General features: G+C 62.4%; 16 protein-coding genes. 9 read left to right on the forward strand and 7 right to left on the reverse strand.

The genetic code is table 11. From position 1 onward, the window contains the following. The first annotated feature begins 151 nt into the window (after nucleotides 1-151). Nucleotides 152-1684, forward strand: coding sequence for a peptidoglycan DD-metalloendopeptidase family protein (locus tag MESAU_RS18350; protein WP_015317539.1), 1533 nt, complete (start codon nucleotides 152-154; stop codon nucleotides 1682-1684). A gap of 103 nt (nucleotides 1685-1787) precedes the next feature. On the opposite strand, the gene MESAU_RS18355 is transcribed toward MESAU_RS18350, so the two are convergent. Next, nucleotides 1788-2684 (reverse strand): NAD-dependent epimerase/dehydratase family protein, encoded by an 897-nt coding sequence (locus tag MESAU_RS18355; RefSeq protein ID WP_015317540.1) that lies wholly within the window; start codon nucleotides 2682-2684, stop codon nucleotides 1788-1790. Nucleotides 2685-2799: 115 nt separating this feature from the next. Here MESAU_RS18355 and MESAU_RS18360 point away from each other — a divergent pair, with 115 nt between their 5' ends. Continuing rightward, the gene (locus MESAU_RS18360; RefSeq protein ID WP_015317541.1) at nucleotides 2800-3618 is read left to right on the forward strand and encodes an AraC family transcriptional regulator; all 819 of its coding nucleotides are present in this window, start codon (nucleotides 2800-2802) and stop codon (nucleotides 3616-3618) included. Nucleotides 3619-3657: 39 nt separating this feature from the next. Here the strand turns inward: MESAU_RS18360 and MESAU_RS18365 are convergent, their stop codons facing one another. Beyond that, entirely contained in the window at nucleotides 3658-4533 is an 876-nt protein-coding gene (locus MESAU_RS18365) for an ATP-binding protein (RefSeq protein ID WP_015317542.1), read from the reverse strand. Between the two features lie 291 nt (nucleotides 4534-4824). Between MESAU_RS18365 and yajC the strand changes: the two genes are divergently transcribed. The 6 genes from yajC (at nucleotide 4825) to MESAU_RS18395 (ending at nucleotide 10506) form a co-directional block, all read left to right on the forward strand. Beyond that, the gene (yajC, locus tag MESAU_RS18370) at nucleotides 4825-5166 is read left to right on the forward strand and encodes a preprotein translocase subunit YajC (protein ID WP_010909882.1); all 342 of its coding nucleotides are present in this window, start codon (nucleotides 4825-4827) and stop codon (nucleotides 5164-5166) included. 51 nt (nucleotides 5167-5217) lie between these two features. Continuing rightward, nucleotides 5218-7767 (forward strand): protein translocase subunit SecDF, encoded by a 2550-nt coding sequence (secDF, locus tag MESAU_RS18375; protein ID WP_015317543.1) that lies wholly within the window; start codon nucleotides 5218-5220, stop codon nucleotides 7765-7767. Nucleotides 7768-7794: 27 nt separating this feature from the next. Next, on the forward strand, nucleotides 7795-8187 hold the full coding sequence (locus MESAU_RS18380) for an Mth938-like domain-containing protein (RefSeq protein ID WP_015317544.1): 393 nt from the start codon (nucleotides 7795-7797) through the stop codon (nucleotides 8185-8187). 1 nt (nucleotide 8188) lies between these two features. Further along, nucleotides 8189-9037, forward strand: a complete 849-nt coding sequence (locus MESAU_RS18385) for a phytoene/squalene synthase family protein (RefSeq protein ID WP_015317545.1) — start codon at nucleotides 8189-8191, stop codon at nucleotides 9035-9037. Between the two features lie 96 nt (nucleotides 9038-9133). Continuing rightward, a complete protein-coding gene (locus MESAU_RS18390) occupies nucleotides 9134-9556 on the forward strand; it encodes a hypothetical protein (protein ID WP_224528052.1) in 423 nt (140 codons plus the stop codon). Further along, on the forward strand, nucleotides 9556-10506 hold the full coding sequence (locus MESAU_RS18395) for a sterol desaturase family protein (protein WP_015317547.1): 951 nt from the start codon (nucleotides 9556-9558) through the stop codon (nucleotides 10504-10506). The genes MESAU_RS18390 and MESAU_RS18395 overlap by 1 nt, the downstream gene beginning before the upstream one ends. Nucleotides 10507-10514: 8 nt before the next feature. Here the strand turns inward: MESAU_RS18395 and MESAU_RS18400 are convergent, their stop codons facing one another. The 3 genes from MESAU_RS18400 to trmFO form a co-directional block, all read right to left on the reverse strand. After that, nucleotides 10515-10841 (reverse strand): type II toxin-antitoxin system RelE/ParE family toxin, encoded by a 327-nt coding sequence (locus MESAU_RS18400; protein ID WP_015317548.1) that lies wholly within the window; start codon nucleotides 10839-10841, stop codon nucleotides 10515-10517. Beyond that, a complete protein-coding gene (locus MESAU_RS18405; protein ID WP_015317549.1) occupies nucleotides 10813-11115 on the reverse strand; it encodes a type II toxin-antitoxin system ParD family antitoxin in 303 nt (100 codons plus the stop codon). The genes MESAU_RS18400 and MESAU_RS18405 overlap by 29 nt, the downstream gene beginning before the upstream one ends. A gap of 71 nt (nucleotides 11116-11186) precedes the next feature. Beyond that, complete coding sequence (trmFO, locus tag MESAU_RS18410) at nucleotides 11187-12599, reverse strand: methylenetetrahydrofolate--tRNA-(uracil(54)-C(5))-methyltransferase (FADH(2)-oxidizing) TrmFO (RefSeq protein WP_041163435.1); 1413 nt, start codon at nucleotides 12597-12599, stop codon at nucleotides 11187-11189. A gap of 341 nt (nucleotides 12600-12940) precedes the next feature. Here trmFO and MESAU_RS31260 point away from each other — a divergent pair, with 341 nt between their 5' ends. Further along, entirely contained in the window at nucleotides 12941-13090 is a 150-nt protein-coding gene (locus tag MESAU_RS31260) for a hypothetical protein (protein WP_157163657.1), read from the forward strand. 82 nt (nucleotides 13091-13172) lie between these two features. On the opposite strand, the gene MESAU_RS30320 is transcribed toward MESAU_RS31260, so the two are convergent. Together MESAU_RS30320 and MESAU_RS30325 are read right to left on the reverse strand one after the other, a co-directional pair. Further along, the gene (locus tag MESAU_RS30320) at nucleotides 13173-13313 is read right to left on the reverse strand and encodes a DUF1127 domain-containing protein (RefSeq protein ID WP_015317551.1); all 141 of its coding nucleotides are present in this window, start codon (nucleotides 13311-13313) and stop codon (nucleotides 13173-13175) included. A 48-nt stretch (nucleotides 13314-13361) separates the two neighbouring features. Beyond that, a complete protein-coding gene (locus MESAU_RS30325; RefSeq protein WP_013531315.1) occupies nucleotides 13362-13502 on the reverse strand; it encodes a DUF1127 domain-containing protein in 141 nt (46 codons plus the stop codon). Between the last annotated feature and the right edge of the window lie 151 nt (nucleotides 13503-13653).

Raw genomic sequence — 13653 nt, forward strand, 5'->3', positions numbered from 1 at the left:
GCCGGATCTCTTTCGGGCTCGCCATCGTGCCGCTGATCATCCCCAAATGTTTTAAGAAAATTTTCGTCGGATTCTAATGGGTTAACCGGCCAGTAACATTAACGCGCTTTAATCCTGTCCAGTTGGTGCAGCGTTTGTGCGGGTTAGTGCGATGCAACTCAGTGTTTTGAAGACAAATAGTCGCAATCTGGCGCGGGGCTGCGCTGTTCTGATGATTGCAGGCGCGGCGGCCGGGTGCAGTTCCCAGGCTTCGCGGTTCAACAGTGTCGACGACGTCTTCACGTCCTCGACCAACAATCAACGTGCCATCATCAACAAGCAGGATGCGGTGCAGCCTTATCCGGGCGATGTCTCGGCTGCTCCGCTTGATGGCAGCCACACGCAGTCGGTGAGCCGTTCCAGCCTCGATCCGGTTTCGAGCCGGCCTTTGCCGCCGCCGGCTTCCGCGCAGGCGCAGCCGGCTCCAGCGCTCGCGCCTGCCGCCAATCCGGTGCGTGTCGCATCGGCGCCGGCCTTGGTTCGGCCCGCTCCTCATGTCGACAGGACGACGACCGGCACTGTCGCGCCGGCCGCCAAGCCTTTCAAGAATGCCCAGCCCGACGAGCCGAGGATGGCCCAGGCAGGCACGCCGCACGCGACCGAAATCACCGTCAGGGACGGCGAGACCATTTCCGGCCTGGCGGCGCATTACAAGGTGCCGGCCGATGTCATCATGAAGGTGAATGGCCTGAGCCCGACCAAGGGGCTGAAGACCGGCCAGAAGATCGTCATCCCGGCCTATGCCTATTCGAGCAAGGCCGAGCCGAAGGTCGCCGACGCAAAGCCGGCAAAGGACAGCAAGCATGACCTGCCGGCCAGCGCGCCGGACAAGGTGGCGGTGCTGCCGCAGCAGCCTAAGCTGAAGGAGGGCAAGTCCGCCGCCCAGGTCGATGCGTCGGCCACGGCGAACCAGCCCAAGGAACCCAAGCCGGCGCAGATGGCCAAGGCAACCGGCGCCGCCGGTACGTATACGGTCCAGTCGGGTGACACGATGTCCTCGATTGCCAGAAAGACCGGCGTCGGCGTGGTCGCGCTGAAGCAGGCCAACGGCATGAAGGACGGCATATTGAAAATCGGCCAGACCTTGAAGGTGCCGGGCGGCGGAACGGCGACGGTTGCCAGCGCCAAGCCGGCCAAGGTCGATCCGGTGACCACCGCGACAACGCAAGTCCCGGCAAAGGCCACGCCTTCGGAAACGCTGGCCTCCTACACGCCGCCGAAGAAGGACGCCAAGGTCATCCAGCAGGCCGAGGACGACGACGCGGTGGCACCCGATGCCACCGGCATCGGCAAGATGCGCTGGCCGGTGCGCGGCCGGGTGATCTCCGGTTTCGGATCCGGCAAGGACGGCGTCGATATCGCCGTGCCCACGGGCACGCCGGTCAAGGCGGCCGAGAACGGTGTTGTCATCTATGCCGGCGACGGCCTCAAGGAATTCGGCAACACGGTGCTAGTGCGCCATGAGAACGGCCTGGTCACCGTGTATGGCCATGCCAGCTCGATCGAGGTCCAGCGCGGCCAGAAGGTCAAGCGCGGCCAGGAAATCGCGCTCTCGGGCATGAGCGGCACGACGGATTCGCCGAAGCTGCACTTCGAAGTGCGCAAGAACTCCGCCCCGGTCGATCCGTCAGGCTATCTCGAATAGAAGAAAAAAAGCGATATGCGGGCCGCCTGACCTCCAGTCCAGCCCGCCGGCTGAGCCCGTTCCGCAAGGAGCGGGCTTTTTCAGTTCTGTCGAAGGCCGGCCCTCAAGCGCGGAGATGATCACGCAGCGTGTCGGCGATCATGACCTCAAGGCTGCTGGCCTTGATACCGAGAAGCACCTCGGCGTCGGAAGAATCCACCAGCAAGGGGTTCTCGAAAAGATAGCTCATCTCGATGAGCTCATGCATACCCAATGCTTCCATCTCGGCAATCGAATAAGAACGGATTTCTGAAACCTCCTGTCGAAGCATCGCAGCGGTTTTCTGGATGAGCTCCCGGGGTGAGGCGTATTGCGAGGGGACGTGAAACGCCCGTCCCCATTCGCCCGTGAAGCGGGAAGCCGCGACCAGCGTCTTGGCGACGTCCTTGGTGAAGGCCCAGGCATGCGTCGCATCGAGGTTTCCAATGAAAGCGGTAGGCTTCCCTTCGATGATGGAGGGCAGGGCGACCAGCGAGAAGTAGCTGATCGCGCTGTGGCCGAGATAGTCGCTGGACCGCACTTCGATTGCCGGCACGTCGGCACGGGCGGCTCGCTGCCACATGATCGTCCTGGCCGTTCCCTTCTTCGAAGTAGGATCCAGGGACAGGTCGGAACGAAGCGGGCTATCGGCATTTTCCCCATAGCCATAGAGGTTGCCCAACACGATGAGTTTCGCGCCGACCGCTTCGGCCGCGCGCACGGTGCCGTCGATGATGGGGAAAAAATCGGTTGGCCACCTGTGATAGGTGGCCATGGCGCACATGAAGATGGCATCGGCGCCTTGGCAGACACGCGCGAGTTCCGACGCATCGGTAGCATCGGCCTGCATGGGCCGCACGTTCCGCAATGCGTTGGAGCCGACGCTTCGGCTGGTGAGAACGACATCATGTCCTTCCTCGCCAAGAAGGCGAGCGGTTTCGCGACCGACCGGGCCCGCTCCGACAACAACATAGAAACTCATGGTGTAACCTCTCGTCCAAGTTTGATGGAGAGGCGTGAGTACAGGTCGACGGCATTGAAAATCGCGCGGGAATTGCCAAATCTCGGACAGGTTTTGCCATGAATCGAGAGAGAGCATGCAGTCGCAATACGCTCCGGCTCAAGCCGTGTCCGATGTAACAATGGCCTCCCGGCATATCGAAGCCGGAGTCCACCGCCTGTCCCGGGCTCCACACCATCGCATCATGGTGCATGCCAGCGCGGCGACACGCTCCTACTGCGATCAGGTTGGGCGATATTTCGTCAGGCGCGCCGGGGATATCGACCTGGTGCCAGCCGGCCAGGAGGGCGGCTTCGAGGCCGAAACCCCGTTCGACACGATCGAGATTGCGTTGCAGCCAGCGCTGATGGAAAGGGTGGTGGCGGAGCTTGGCGGCAAGGGGCAAGCATTGCGGCTCGACACGCGCCACCTGCTTCGCGACCAGCGCATCGAACATCTCGCCCGGGCGCTCGGGAGCGAACTGAATGCAGATTCGCCGAGCGGCCCTTTGTTTGCCGACAGCATTGGCGCCGCACTGGCGGTGAGGCTGCTTGGCCTTGGTGAACCTGATATCCGCCGAACGAACCGGTTGTCGGATACCCAGCTCAAACGCGTGCTGGAGCACATCGAGGCGGCTCTTCACGAGCCGCTTTCGATTCATCGACTGAGCCGCGTTGCCGGCGCGAGCAGCTCGCATTTGCGGACATGGTTCAAAGTGGCGACGGGCGTCACCTTGCACCGCTATGTGTTACGGCGTCGCGTTGAACGCGCACGCGTTCTGCTGCAGCGAGGCGACCTCAGCACAAGCGAAGTAGCTGAAATGACGGGCTTCGCGCACCAGTCACACCTGGCGCATTGGATGCGCCGCGAGATCGGTCAAACGCCGCGCGATTTGCGACGGACGCCGCCCAAATGACGCTGTCGGTTGATCGGGTTGGCGGCGCGATCCATCGCCTCAATCCTTCAATGGCTTGCCGAGCCTGCCGGCCAGATCCTGGGTGAATTGCCAGGCGACGCGGCCTGAGCGGCTGCCGCGTGTGGTGGCCCATTCCAGCGCTTCGGCGCGCAACTGCTCGGGGTCGATGTCGAGGCCATGATGGCTGGCATAGCCGTTGACCATGTCGAGATATTCGTCCTGCGAGCATTTATGGAAGCCGAGCCACAGCCCGAAACGGTCGGATAGCGAGACCTTTTCCTCGACCGCTTCCGATGGGTTGATGGCGGTCGAGCGCTCATTGTCGATCATGTCGCGCGGCAACAGGTGGCGGCGGTTCGAGGTCGCGTAGAAGATGACGTTGGCCGGACGGCCCTCGACGCCGCCTTCGAGTGCTGCCTTGAGCGACTTGTAGGACGTATCGTCATGGTCAAAGGACAGATCGTCGCAAAACAGGATGACGCGGAAGGGGGCCGCCTTCAGCAGGCCCATCAGCTTCGGCAGCGTGTCGATGTCCTCGCGGTGGATTTCTATCAGCTTGAGTGGCAGGCCGGGCTTCGCCTTGGCATTGATCCGCGCGTGTACGGCTTTGACCAGCGACGATTTGCCCATGCCGCGGGCACCCCACAACAGGACGTTGTTGGCGGCGAAACCGGCGGCGAAGCGCTCAGTGTTGTCGACGAGGATGTCGCGGACGCGGTCGACACCGCGGATCAGGCCGATATCCACGCGGTTGACCTTGCGCACCGGCTCCAGATATCCGGGATCGGCCTGCCAGACGAAGCAGTCGGCCACGTTGAGGTCGGTTTCAGGCGCCGGCGGCGGCGCGAGGCGGCTGACCGCCTCGATCAGGCGGTCGAGTTTCTGGTTCAGGGCGTCGATGCTGGTATCGGTCATGTCGGGTCTTTTTTGCTTCGGTTTTTGCGGTGGCAGGTAGGTCCGGTTCGATTCCGGCGGTTTCGAAACCGGTTGCAACCATTTGTTCGAGCGTGATCTTTTCCGAAAACCGGCTCGCGGTTTTCGCGATCCTGCTCTAACACGGCTAAACAGGCCGGAAAAGCAGCCGATTTGCCCGGCCGCGCAGTTGCATTGACAACTTTACCGACTATATTCCGGCCAAATTTCTAGGGGCCGCCAAATCCCGCTTGATCGTTTGGTGGCTGTTTTTCAAAATTCAGGAGTACCTCGATGTTCGTGACACCGGCATACGCCCAAGGCATCGGCGGCGCCTCTCCCGATATGTTCATCAGCATTTTGCCGTTTGTCCTGATTTTCGTGATCATGTATTTTCTGATCATCCGCCCGCAGCGCACGCAGCTGAAGAAGCGCGGCGAGATGCTGGCGGCGGTTCGTCGCGGCGACACTGTCGTCACCGGCGGCGGCTTTGTCGGCAAGGTGACGAAAGTGATCGACGACAACGAGCTGGAGATCGATCTTGGCGGCGGCACCAAGGTGACGGCGCTGCGCTCGACGATCGCCGATGTGCGCGTCAAGGGCGAACCGGTGGCCAACCAGAACGCCAAGAAATAACCAGATTCAAGGCGGAGCGATCCGCGGACACGCTCTGACGGACGACGCCCTATGCTTTATTTCTCGCGCTTCAAGATGATCCTGATCTGGCTGGCCGTGGCCGCCACAGTGATCCTCGCCGCGCCCAACCTGTTCCCCGCCAGCACGCTGGCTCAGCTGCCCAGTTGGGTGCCGAAGCGGCAGATGACGCTCGGCCTCGACCTGCAGGGCGGTTCGCACATCCTGCTGGAGATGAACCAGAACGATCTGATCAAGGATCGGTTGGAGACGACGCGCGACGAAATCCGCACACTGCTGCGCGATGCCAAGATCGGCTATACCGGTCTTGCCGGCACCGGCAAGACCCTGCAGGTCCGCATCACCGATCCCGCCCAGCTCGATGCCGCCAAGAAGGCATTGAAGACTTTGACCGATCCTGTCGCCGCCGGCTTGTTCACGGGCGGTTCCATCCAGGAAATGGCGCTCGATGATTCCGAGCCGGGCCTGCTCAAGTTCACCGTCACCGACGCCGGCATCAAATACCGCACGTCGACCGCGTTGGCACAATCGATCGAGGTGGTCGAGCGCCGCGTCAACGAACTCGGCACGACCGAGCCTATCGTGCAGCGGCAAGGCGAGGACCGCATCCTCGTCCAGGTGCCTGGCCTGCAGGATCCGCAGCGGCTGAAGGAAATTCTCGGCCAGACCGCGAAGCTGACCTTCCAGATGGTCGACCAGTCGATGCCGGTGCAGGACGCGCTCAAGGGGCGCCCGCCAGCCGGTTCGTCGGTGCTCTATTCCCAGGACGATCCGCCAGTTCCATACCTGATCGAGAACCGCGTTATCGTGTCGGGTGAAAACCTCGTCGACGCACAGGCGACGTACAATTCGCAGAACAACGAGCCGGTGGTTTCGTTCCGCTTCGATTCCAAGGGTGCCGCCCGCTTCGGCCAGGCCACCGCGCAGAACGTCGGCAAGCTGTTCGCCATCATCCTCGACAACCAGGTGATTTCGGCGCCGCAGATCCGTGAACCGATCCTTGGCGGCACCGGCCAGATCTCCGGCAATTTCACAGCCCAAAGCGCCAACGACCTCGCCGTGCTGCTGCGCGCCGGCGCGCTGCCCGCGACATTGACGGTCATCGAGGAGCGTACCGTGGGTCCGGGCCTCGGCCAGGATTCGATCCACGCCGGCAAGGTCGCCGGCATCATCGGTTCGATTCTCGTCGTGGCATTCATGTTCGTCGCCTACGGTTTCCTCGGTTTCCTCGCCAATATCGCGCTGGCGGTGCACGTGGCGATGATCGTCGGACTGCTGTCGCTGCTCGGCGCGACGCTGACCTTGCCGGGTATTGCCGGTATCGTACTGACCATCGGCATGGCGGTCGATTCCAACGTGCTGATCTACGAGCGTATCCGCGAGGAGCGACGCGCCGGTCGCTCGGTGATCCAGGCGATCGACACCGGCTTCTCGAAGGCGCTGGCGACCATCGTCGATTCCAACGTCACCTCGCTGATTGCGACAGTGGTGCTGTTCTATCTCGGTACCGGACCCGTGAAGGGCTTTGCCATCACCTATGCCATCGGCATCCTGACCACGGTCTTCACCGCTTTCACCTTCACCCGCCTGCTGGTGTCGATCTGGCTGCGCCGCGCACGTCCGAAGGAACTGCCGCGCGCACCGGTGACTTTCGTTCCGCCCGGCACGAAAATTCCGTTCATGGGTATCCGCCGGTGGACGTTCGCGCTGTCCAGCACATTGTCGATATTGTCCGTCGTGTTGTTCATGAGCGTCGGCATCAATTACGGCATCGACTTCAAGGGCGGTTCCCTGATCGAGGTGCAGTCGAAGAGCGGCGATGCCAATATTGGTGACATCCGCAGCCGATTGACGGAACTGAACATCGGCGAAGTGCAGGTGCAGCAGTTCGGTGCACCCAACGACGTGTTGATCCGCGTCGGCACGCAGGATGCCGGTGAAAATGCCGAGCAGACCGTAATCGACAAGGTGCGCGGCGAGCTGCAGGATCAGTATAATTTCCGTCGCGTCGAAGTGGTGGGCCCGACGGTTTCCGGCGAGTTGGCCAAGCAAGGCACGATCGCCATGATCGTCGCGCTGGCCGGCATCCTGATCTATGTCTGGTTCCGCTTCGAATGGCAGTTCGCGGTCGGCGCCATTGTCGCGACAGTGCACGATGTGGTCATGACGCTCGGTTTCTTCGTCATCACCGGGCTCGAGTTCAACCAGTCGTCACTGGCGGCGATCCTGACCATTATCGGGTATTCGCTGAACGACACGATCGTGGTCTATGACCGCGTCCGCGAGGATCTGCGAAAATACAAGCGAATGCCGTTGCCGCAGCTGTTGAACAACGCCATCAACGAGACGTTGTCGAGAACGACGCTGACGTCCGTGACGACCAGCTTGGCGCTGCTGGCGCTGGTGCTGTTCGGCGGCGAAGTGATCCGCTCGTTTACGCTGGCGATGCTGTTCGGCGTCGTGTTCGGCACGTATTCGTCGATCTTCATCGCGGCGCCGTTGCTGATCCTGTTCAAGCTGCGGCCGCAGGCTTCGGCCGACGAGGAAAAGCCGGTCAGCGGCGGCAAGGCCGTCGCGACCTGACGCGCGGCCCCGAGGGGTGATAGAGTGATGGCCGGCAAAGGCATCATTATCCGCGAGGCGCATTTCCCCGGCCGCGCGCCAATCGAGGCCTATGGCAATGGCGGCTTCCGCTTTGCCGACATGTCGCATCGCGGCTCTCTCATGTGCCTGCCCACAGGCATCCATGGTTGGGAGCCGGCAAATCCCCAAGCGTTGACCGTGGCGGATTTCGACAGGCTGCTCGCCGAGGCCGACAAGGTCGAGATCCTGCTGGTTGGCATGGGTCGGGATCTCAGGCCGTTGCCGGCGGCGCTGCGGGCCGCGCTGAAGGATGCCGGCATAGCGTCCGACCCGATGTCGACTGGGGCAGCAGTGCGGACCTACAATGTCCTTCTGGCTGAAAACCGCGCCGTGGCGGCCGCGCTCATCGCCGTCGATTGATATGTCGCAGAATACTGAAATCGTCATGGATGCGGTGCGCGTCGCCGACCATGATCGGTATCTCACCGCGCTCTACGCGCCGGCCGACAAGCGCAAGCCGCTGTTTTCGCTGTACGCATTCAATGCCGAGATATCAGGCATTCGTGACCGCATCCATGAGCCTTTGCCCGGGGAGGTCCGGCTGCAATGGTGGCGCGATGTCATCGCCGCCGGCGGCGAGGCGGCCGCGGGCCATCCTGTTGCCGAAGCCTTGAACGCCACCATTGCGGCGTTCAAGCTGCCGAAACTGGCCTTTGAGAACATGCTCGAAGCACGCATCTTCGATCTCTACGACGATCCGATGCCGTCGCGCACCGATCTGGAAGGCTATTGCGGCGAGACGGCAGCCGCGCTGATCCAGCTTGCGGCAATGGTGCTCGATCCTGTCGAGGCGCCAAGGTTCGCCGAACTGGCCGGCAGGGCGGGCTGCGCGCAGGCAATGACGGGCCTTTTGCTTCTGTTGCCGCTGCACCGCGGGCGCGGGCAGTGTTTTGTCCCGGCTGACATCCTGGCGGCGGCGGGCTCGTCGCCGGAAGAATTTATTGCCGGCGATGGCGGTCCTGGTGCCCAGCGCGCCGTGGCCGCGATGATCTCGCTGGCGCGCGAACATCTTTCCGCCTTCGAACGCGGTGCTGCCGCGCTGCCGGGGTCGTTGCGTCCGGCATTTCTGCCGCTGGCGCTGTCACGCGCTTATCTCGACAAGATGGAAGGCTCGCGCCAGGCCCCGCTCGGGGGCGTGGCACGGCTGTCGGCGTTGCGCCGACACTGGCTGCTGCTGCGCCATGCGGGCAAGGGCTGGCCGACACATTGACGTAAACGTCAATCGTGTTAAGAAGTCCGCCTGCCGAGAACTGTCGCCTAAGACGACAGGCTGGCCCGGAGGAGATTCCCGTTCATGAGCTTGCCCGTGCTGGTCGTGATCGTCGTTCTGGGCATCGCGCTGTCGGTAGCCGCCGTGCATTTCACCGGCGGCAGCAATATGGTCACTCTGACCGGCGCGGATCAAGCCACGGGCCGTTTCGCAGAGGACTTTCCCGACGAGATTGTGACCGCGGTTCGACTAACCGCGGACAGCCGATCCGCTTTTCTCGATCTTGCCCATGGCCGCACGGGCATCGTCCACGGTATCGGCGACTGCTTTCTGACCCGCGTCGTGACGCCTCGGGACGTCGTTGTGTCCAAAACTGACGAGACGGACACGATCCAGCTGCGGCTGACGGACTTCACCTGGAAGGGCGGCCGCTTCCGCTTCGCCAATGCCGCCGACGTGCAGGCCTTGCGGAACGCTCTTGGGCCGCGAGACACGAGTTCCGGGAAGGAGGCAGCGTGATGGACAGCTACGACTTTCCGCAGGTCACCCAACTGGCCATTCCGTTTTTCGTCGCCGCGATCCTGATCGAGCTCTGGCTGGTGCGGACCGGTCGCGCCAAGGGCTCGTTCGAGACCCGCGACACGCTGACCAGCCTGATGATGGGCACCGGCAACGTCGTCGCCGGGCTGCTGCTCGGCGTCGTGTCCTACTGGGCGCTGTTGTGGCTGTGGCAGTTCCGAGTCTCCAATCTCGGCCTGTCGGTTTGGGTGTTCCTGGCGGCCTTCCTGCTCGATGATCTGCGCTACTACGTCTACCACCGCATCGCGCACCGGGTGCGCTGGGTGTGGGCGGAGCACGTCAACCATCATTCCAGCCAGCACTACAATTTGTCGACGGCGCTCAGGCAAAGCTGGACCGGCCTGTTCACCTTCATGTTCGTGCTGCAGGCGCCGCTGGTGCTGCTCGGCTTCCATCCGGCGGTGATTGCCTTCACCTTCGGTTTCAACCTGGTCTGGCAGTTCTGGATCCACACCGAGACGATCGGCAAGATGTGGAACTGGTTCGAGTTCATCTTCAACACGCCCTCGCACCACCGCGTCCATCACGCCACCAACCCGCGCTATCTCGACGCCAACTATGCGGGCACGCTGATCATATGGGACCGCATGTTCGGCACCTTCGTCGAGGAGTTGGAAGAGGACCGGCCGCGCTACGGCATCGTGAAAAATCTCGGCACTTTCAATCCGCTGAAAGTGGCGTTCCACGAATGGATCGGCATGTTCAGGGATGCCTTCGCGCCGGGGCTGACAGTGAGCGAGCGACTGAACTACCTGATTAAGCCACCAGGCTGGAGCCATGACGGCTCACGCGAAACTTCGGAGACGCTGAAGGCTGCTTATGTCAGGCGAAATCCTGCGGAGGCGGGCAAGCCAGGCTTGCCGTTAGCGACCGCCGAGCCGGCCGAGTAGCTGTCCGGTCAAGAGGGTTTGTCGCTATCGCCTATCAGCGCTTCGTAGTCGCGGCCGCCGTGGAAGATGTTGACGATGTGAACGACATCGCTTTCGACCACGTAGGCTATAACAGCGGAGTGTTCGAAAGGAACCGTCCTCAGTCCCGGCGCGATGTCATCACGCGGGCGACCGCCACGAGGGACGTTTCCAACGCCCAGGCAGCGTTCCTTGATCCGGTCGACGAAACCGTTGGTGATGCTTTCGCTTCCGCTGCTCTCAAGCACATAGGCGGCGATAGCCTCAAGGTCGGATATAGCTCCTTCGCTAAGAACGACGGCGAGACGCTGAATCATCATTGTCTCGCGCCAGTTGCGAAATGCGGTTCTTTACTCTGTCGATTGCCTCATTGAGCGGAACGGCGGGTCTCGTATCCTCGATCGACGCCTTCACACGCGCCCTGATCGAGGCCATGCGCTCCGCGTGTTCCTCTTCTTCGCGTTGGAAAGCGCGAAGAGCTGCGCGGATAACCTCGCTGGCCGAGCCGAACGAACCGTCCTCGACTCTTTCGCGGATCATGCGTGCCATCGCGGGTGTGACGGTGACGGATAGTTTCTCGGCTGCTTCCATGGAACGGCTCCGCTCGGCGTAAAGTAGGATAGTATCCTACTTTACGCCGAGCGTCCAATCAGGCCGCGAGCTTATTCGGCAGCCTCAGCCGTCTGCGCCGGCACACCCAGCCATTCACGGCAGTCTTGCAGGGCACGCGAGGTGATGGCGTGGCGCTTGGCGACGGTCTTGTCCTTGCCGCGCATGCGCTTGCCCTCGCTCTTCGGCGCCTCGACCGGCGGGAACAGGCCGAAATTGACGTTCATCGGCTGGAAAGAGCGTTTGCCCGGCTCGTCGTCGGAAACGATGTGGCCACCGGTGATGTGGTTGAGCAGCGCGCCGAAGGCGGTGGTAAGCGGCGGTAGCGATGGTGCATGGCCGAGCCGCTCGGCCGCGGCGAAGCGCCCGGCGAGCAGGCCGATGGCGGCGCTCTCGACATAGCCTTCGCAGCCGGTGATCTGGCCGGCGAAGCGCAGGCCGGGTCGCGACTTCAGCTGCAGCGAGGCGTCCAGCAAGGTCGGCGAGTTGATGTAGGTGTTGCGGTGCAGGCCGCCAAGGCGGGCGAAGTCGGCGTTTTCGAGGCCCGGAATGGTGCGGAACACGCGCACCTGTTCGGCGTGCTTCAGCTTGGTCTGAAAGCCGACCATGTTGTAGAGCGTGCCCAGCGCATTGTCCTGCCGCAACTGGACGACCGCATAGGCCTTCACCGTCGGATTGTGCGCATTGGTGAGGCCCATCGGCTTCATCGGTCCGTAGCGCAGCGTCTCGACGCCGCGTTCGGCCATGATCTCGATCGGCAGGCACCCGTCGAAATAGGGCGTGCCTTCCCATTGCTTGAACTCGGTCTTCTGACCGTCGACCAGCGCCTGCACGAAGGCGAGGTACTGATCCTTGTCCATGGGACAGTTGATATAGTCCTTGCCGGTGCCGCCAGGCCCGACCTTGTCGTAGCGCGACTGGAACCAGCAGGTATCCATGTCGATCGTGTCGAAATGGATGATCGGCGCGATGGCATCGAAGAAAGCGAGCGCATCGGCGCCGGTCGCTTCGGCGATCGACTGGGCAAGCGACGGCGCGGTCAGCGGCCCGGTGGCGATGATCGTCTGGTCCCACTCCGCCGGCGGCAGGCCGGGAACTTCCTCGCGCTCGATGGTGATCAGCGGATGTGCCTCGAGCTTTTTCGTCACTGCGTCGGAAAAACCATCGCGGTCGACGGCCAGCGCGCCGCCTGCCGGCACCTGGTTGGCGTCGCCGGCGCTCATGATCAGCGAGCCGGCCAGCCGCATTTCGGCATGCAGCAGGCCGACGGCGTTGTTTTCGGCGTCGTCGGAGCGGAAGGAATTGGAACAGACGAGTTCGGCCAGGCCATCGGTCTTGTGGGCATCGGTGCCGCGAACCGGGCGCATTTCATGCAGGATGACGGGAACACCGGCCTCGGCCGCCTGCCATGCCGCTTCGGAACCGGCGAGGCCGCCGCCGATGATATGGATTGGATTTTTGCTCATGGCCGCCGGAATAATCGCTTGCCGCGGCGATTGCAATTGTCGCGTGGCGGTAACGCGAAACGCCTGGGTCGGGAACACCTGTCCCTGAATACAACAACACCCGCCGGGGGAGGAGGTCCAGCGGGTGTCGTTTTGGGGGTCGACCCTCGGGAGGAGGTGAAGGCCGACCGTATTCGTCATCGCCGGGGAGGAGGTCGGCTCAGACGAAATTCTCTTCGCATTTTTTGGAGAGGGCGAAACCTCTGGGGCAAAATTCGTTTGTCCCGGGGAAACAGCGCCCGCCGCGGGAGGAGGTGCGGCGGGCGCCGTTTGGGTGGCCAACCTTCGGGAGGAGGTGAAGGTTGGGCCTATTCGTCATCGCCGGGGAGGAGGTCGGCTTTGACGAAATTCTCTTCGCATTTTTAGAGAGGGCGAAGCCTCTGGGCAAAATCCGTTTTGCCCTGGGGAAACAACGCCCGCCGCGGGAGGAGGTGCAGCGGGCGCCGTTTTGATGGTCAGCCCTTGGGAGGAGGGTAAGGGCGGACCGTATTCGCTTGGGTCGGGGAGGAGGTCGACCCCAGCGAAATTCCTTGGTTACATCGCCTGGCGGGCGATGATCTTGATTTCGTCGCGGACGATACCGAGATCATGCAGCTGGCGGTTCGAAAGGCGACCCAGCTCGGTAACCGTTTCGCGATAAACGCGCCAGTTACGATAGTTGCGGATCAGGTTCATGTCGTTCTCTTTTTCAAAACTGGTTCGGACCATTCGCGGCCCGAAGGATTAGACCGCCTTGCGAGCGACGTAAGGGATGTCGCTGCGGCTGATGCCGAGGTCGGTCAGTTCACGGTTGCTCAGGCGGCTCAGCTCGGAGACGGTGTCCCGGTAGCGGCGCCAGTTGCGGTAGTTGCGGATCAGGTTCATGGTAGTTCTCGTTTCGTCTTTCTTGCGGATCATTCCGTTTGTGTACGAACCATAAGTAGGGGGACCCATATCGATTTAAAAGCGCTATGGCTGCATGGCAGCAATGCAAATTGTGCAATGCAACATTAACGCGGCTTCACCGACCCGACAC

It is taken from the genome of Mesorhizobium australicum WSM2073 (genome assembly GCF_000230995.2).
In the GTDB taxonomy this organism is placed as follows: Bacteria; Pseudomonadota; Alphaproteobacteria; order Rhizobiales; family Rhizobiaceae; genus Mesorhizobium; species Mesorhizobium australicum.

What these genes read in the sequence shown, in the direction of transcription:
- MESAU_RS18350 (WP_015317539.1), top strand. Translation starts at nt 152, where the DNA reads ATGCAACTCAGTGTTTTGAAGACAAATAGTCGCAATCTGGCGCGGGGC.
- MESAU_RS18365 (WP_015317542.1), bottom strand. Translation starts at nt 4,533, where the DNA reads ATGACCGATACCAGCATCGACGCCCTGAACCAGAAACTCGACCGCCTG.
- yajC (WP_010909882.1), top strand. Translation starts at nt 4,825, where the DNA reads ATGTTCGTGACACCGGCATACGCCCAAGGCATCGGCGGCGCCTCTCCC.
- MESAU_RS18360 (WP_015317541.1), top strand. Translation starts at nt 2,800, where the DNA reads ATGCAGTCGCAATACGCTCCGGCTCAAGCCGTGTCCGATGTAACAATG.
- MESAU_RS18395 (WP_015317547.1), top strand. Translation starts at nt 9,556, where the DNA reads ATGGACAGCTACGACTTTCCGCAGGTCACCCAACTGGCCATTCCGTTT.
- trmFO (WP_041163435.1), bottom strand. Translation starts at nt 12,599, where the DNA reads ATGAGCAAAAATCCAATCCATATCATCGGCGGCGGCCTCGCCGGTTCC.
- MESAU_RS30325 (WP_013531315.1), bottom strand. Translation starts at nt 13,502, where the DNA reads ATGAACCTGATCCGCAACTACCGCAACTGGCGCCGCTACCGGGACACC.
- secDF (WP_015317543.1), top strand. Translation starts at nt 5,218, where the DNA reads ATGCTTTATTTCTCGCGCTTCAAGATGATCCTGATCTGGCTGGCCGTG.
- MESAU_RS18380 (WP_015317544.1), top strand. Translation starts at nt 7,795, where the DNA reads ATGGCCGGCAAAGGCATCATTATCCGCGAGGCGCATTTCCCCGGCCGC.
- MESAU_RS18405 (WP_015317549.1), bottom strand. Translation starts at nt 11,115, where the DNA reads ATGGAAGCAGCCGAGAAACTATCCGTCACCGTCACACCCGCGATGGCA.
- MESAU_RS30320 (WP_015317551.1), bottom strand. Translation starts at nt 13,313, where the DNA reads ATGAACCTGATCCGCAACTATCGTAACTGGCGCGTTTATCGCGAAACG.
- MESAU_RS18355 (WP_015317540.1), bottom strand. Translation starts at nt 2,684, where the DNA reads ATGAGTTTCTATGTTGTTGTCGGAGCGGGCCCGGTCGGTCGCGAAACC.
- MESAU_RS18385 (WP_015317545.1), top strand. Translation starts at nt 8,189, where the DNA reads ATGTCGCAGAATACTGAAATCGTCATGGATGCGGTGCGCGTCGCCGAC.
- MESAU_RS18400 (WP_015317548.1), bottom strand. Translation starts at nt 10,841, where the DNA reads ATGATTCAGCGTCTCGCCGTCGTTCTTAGCGAAGGAGCTATATCCGAC.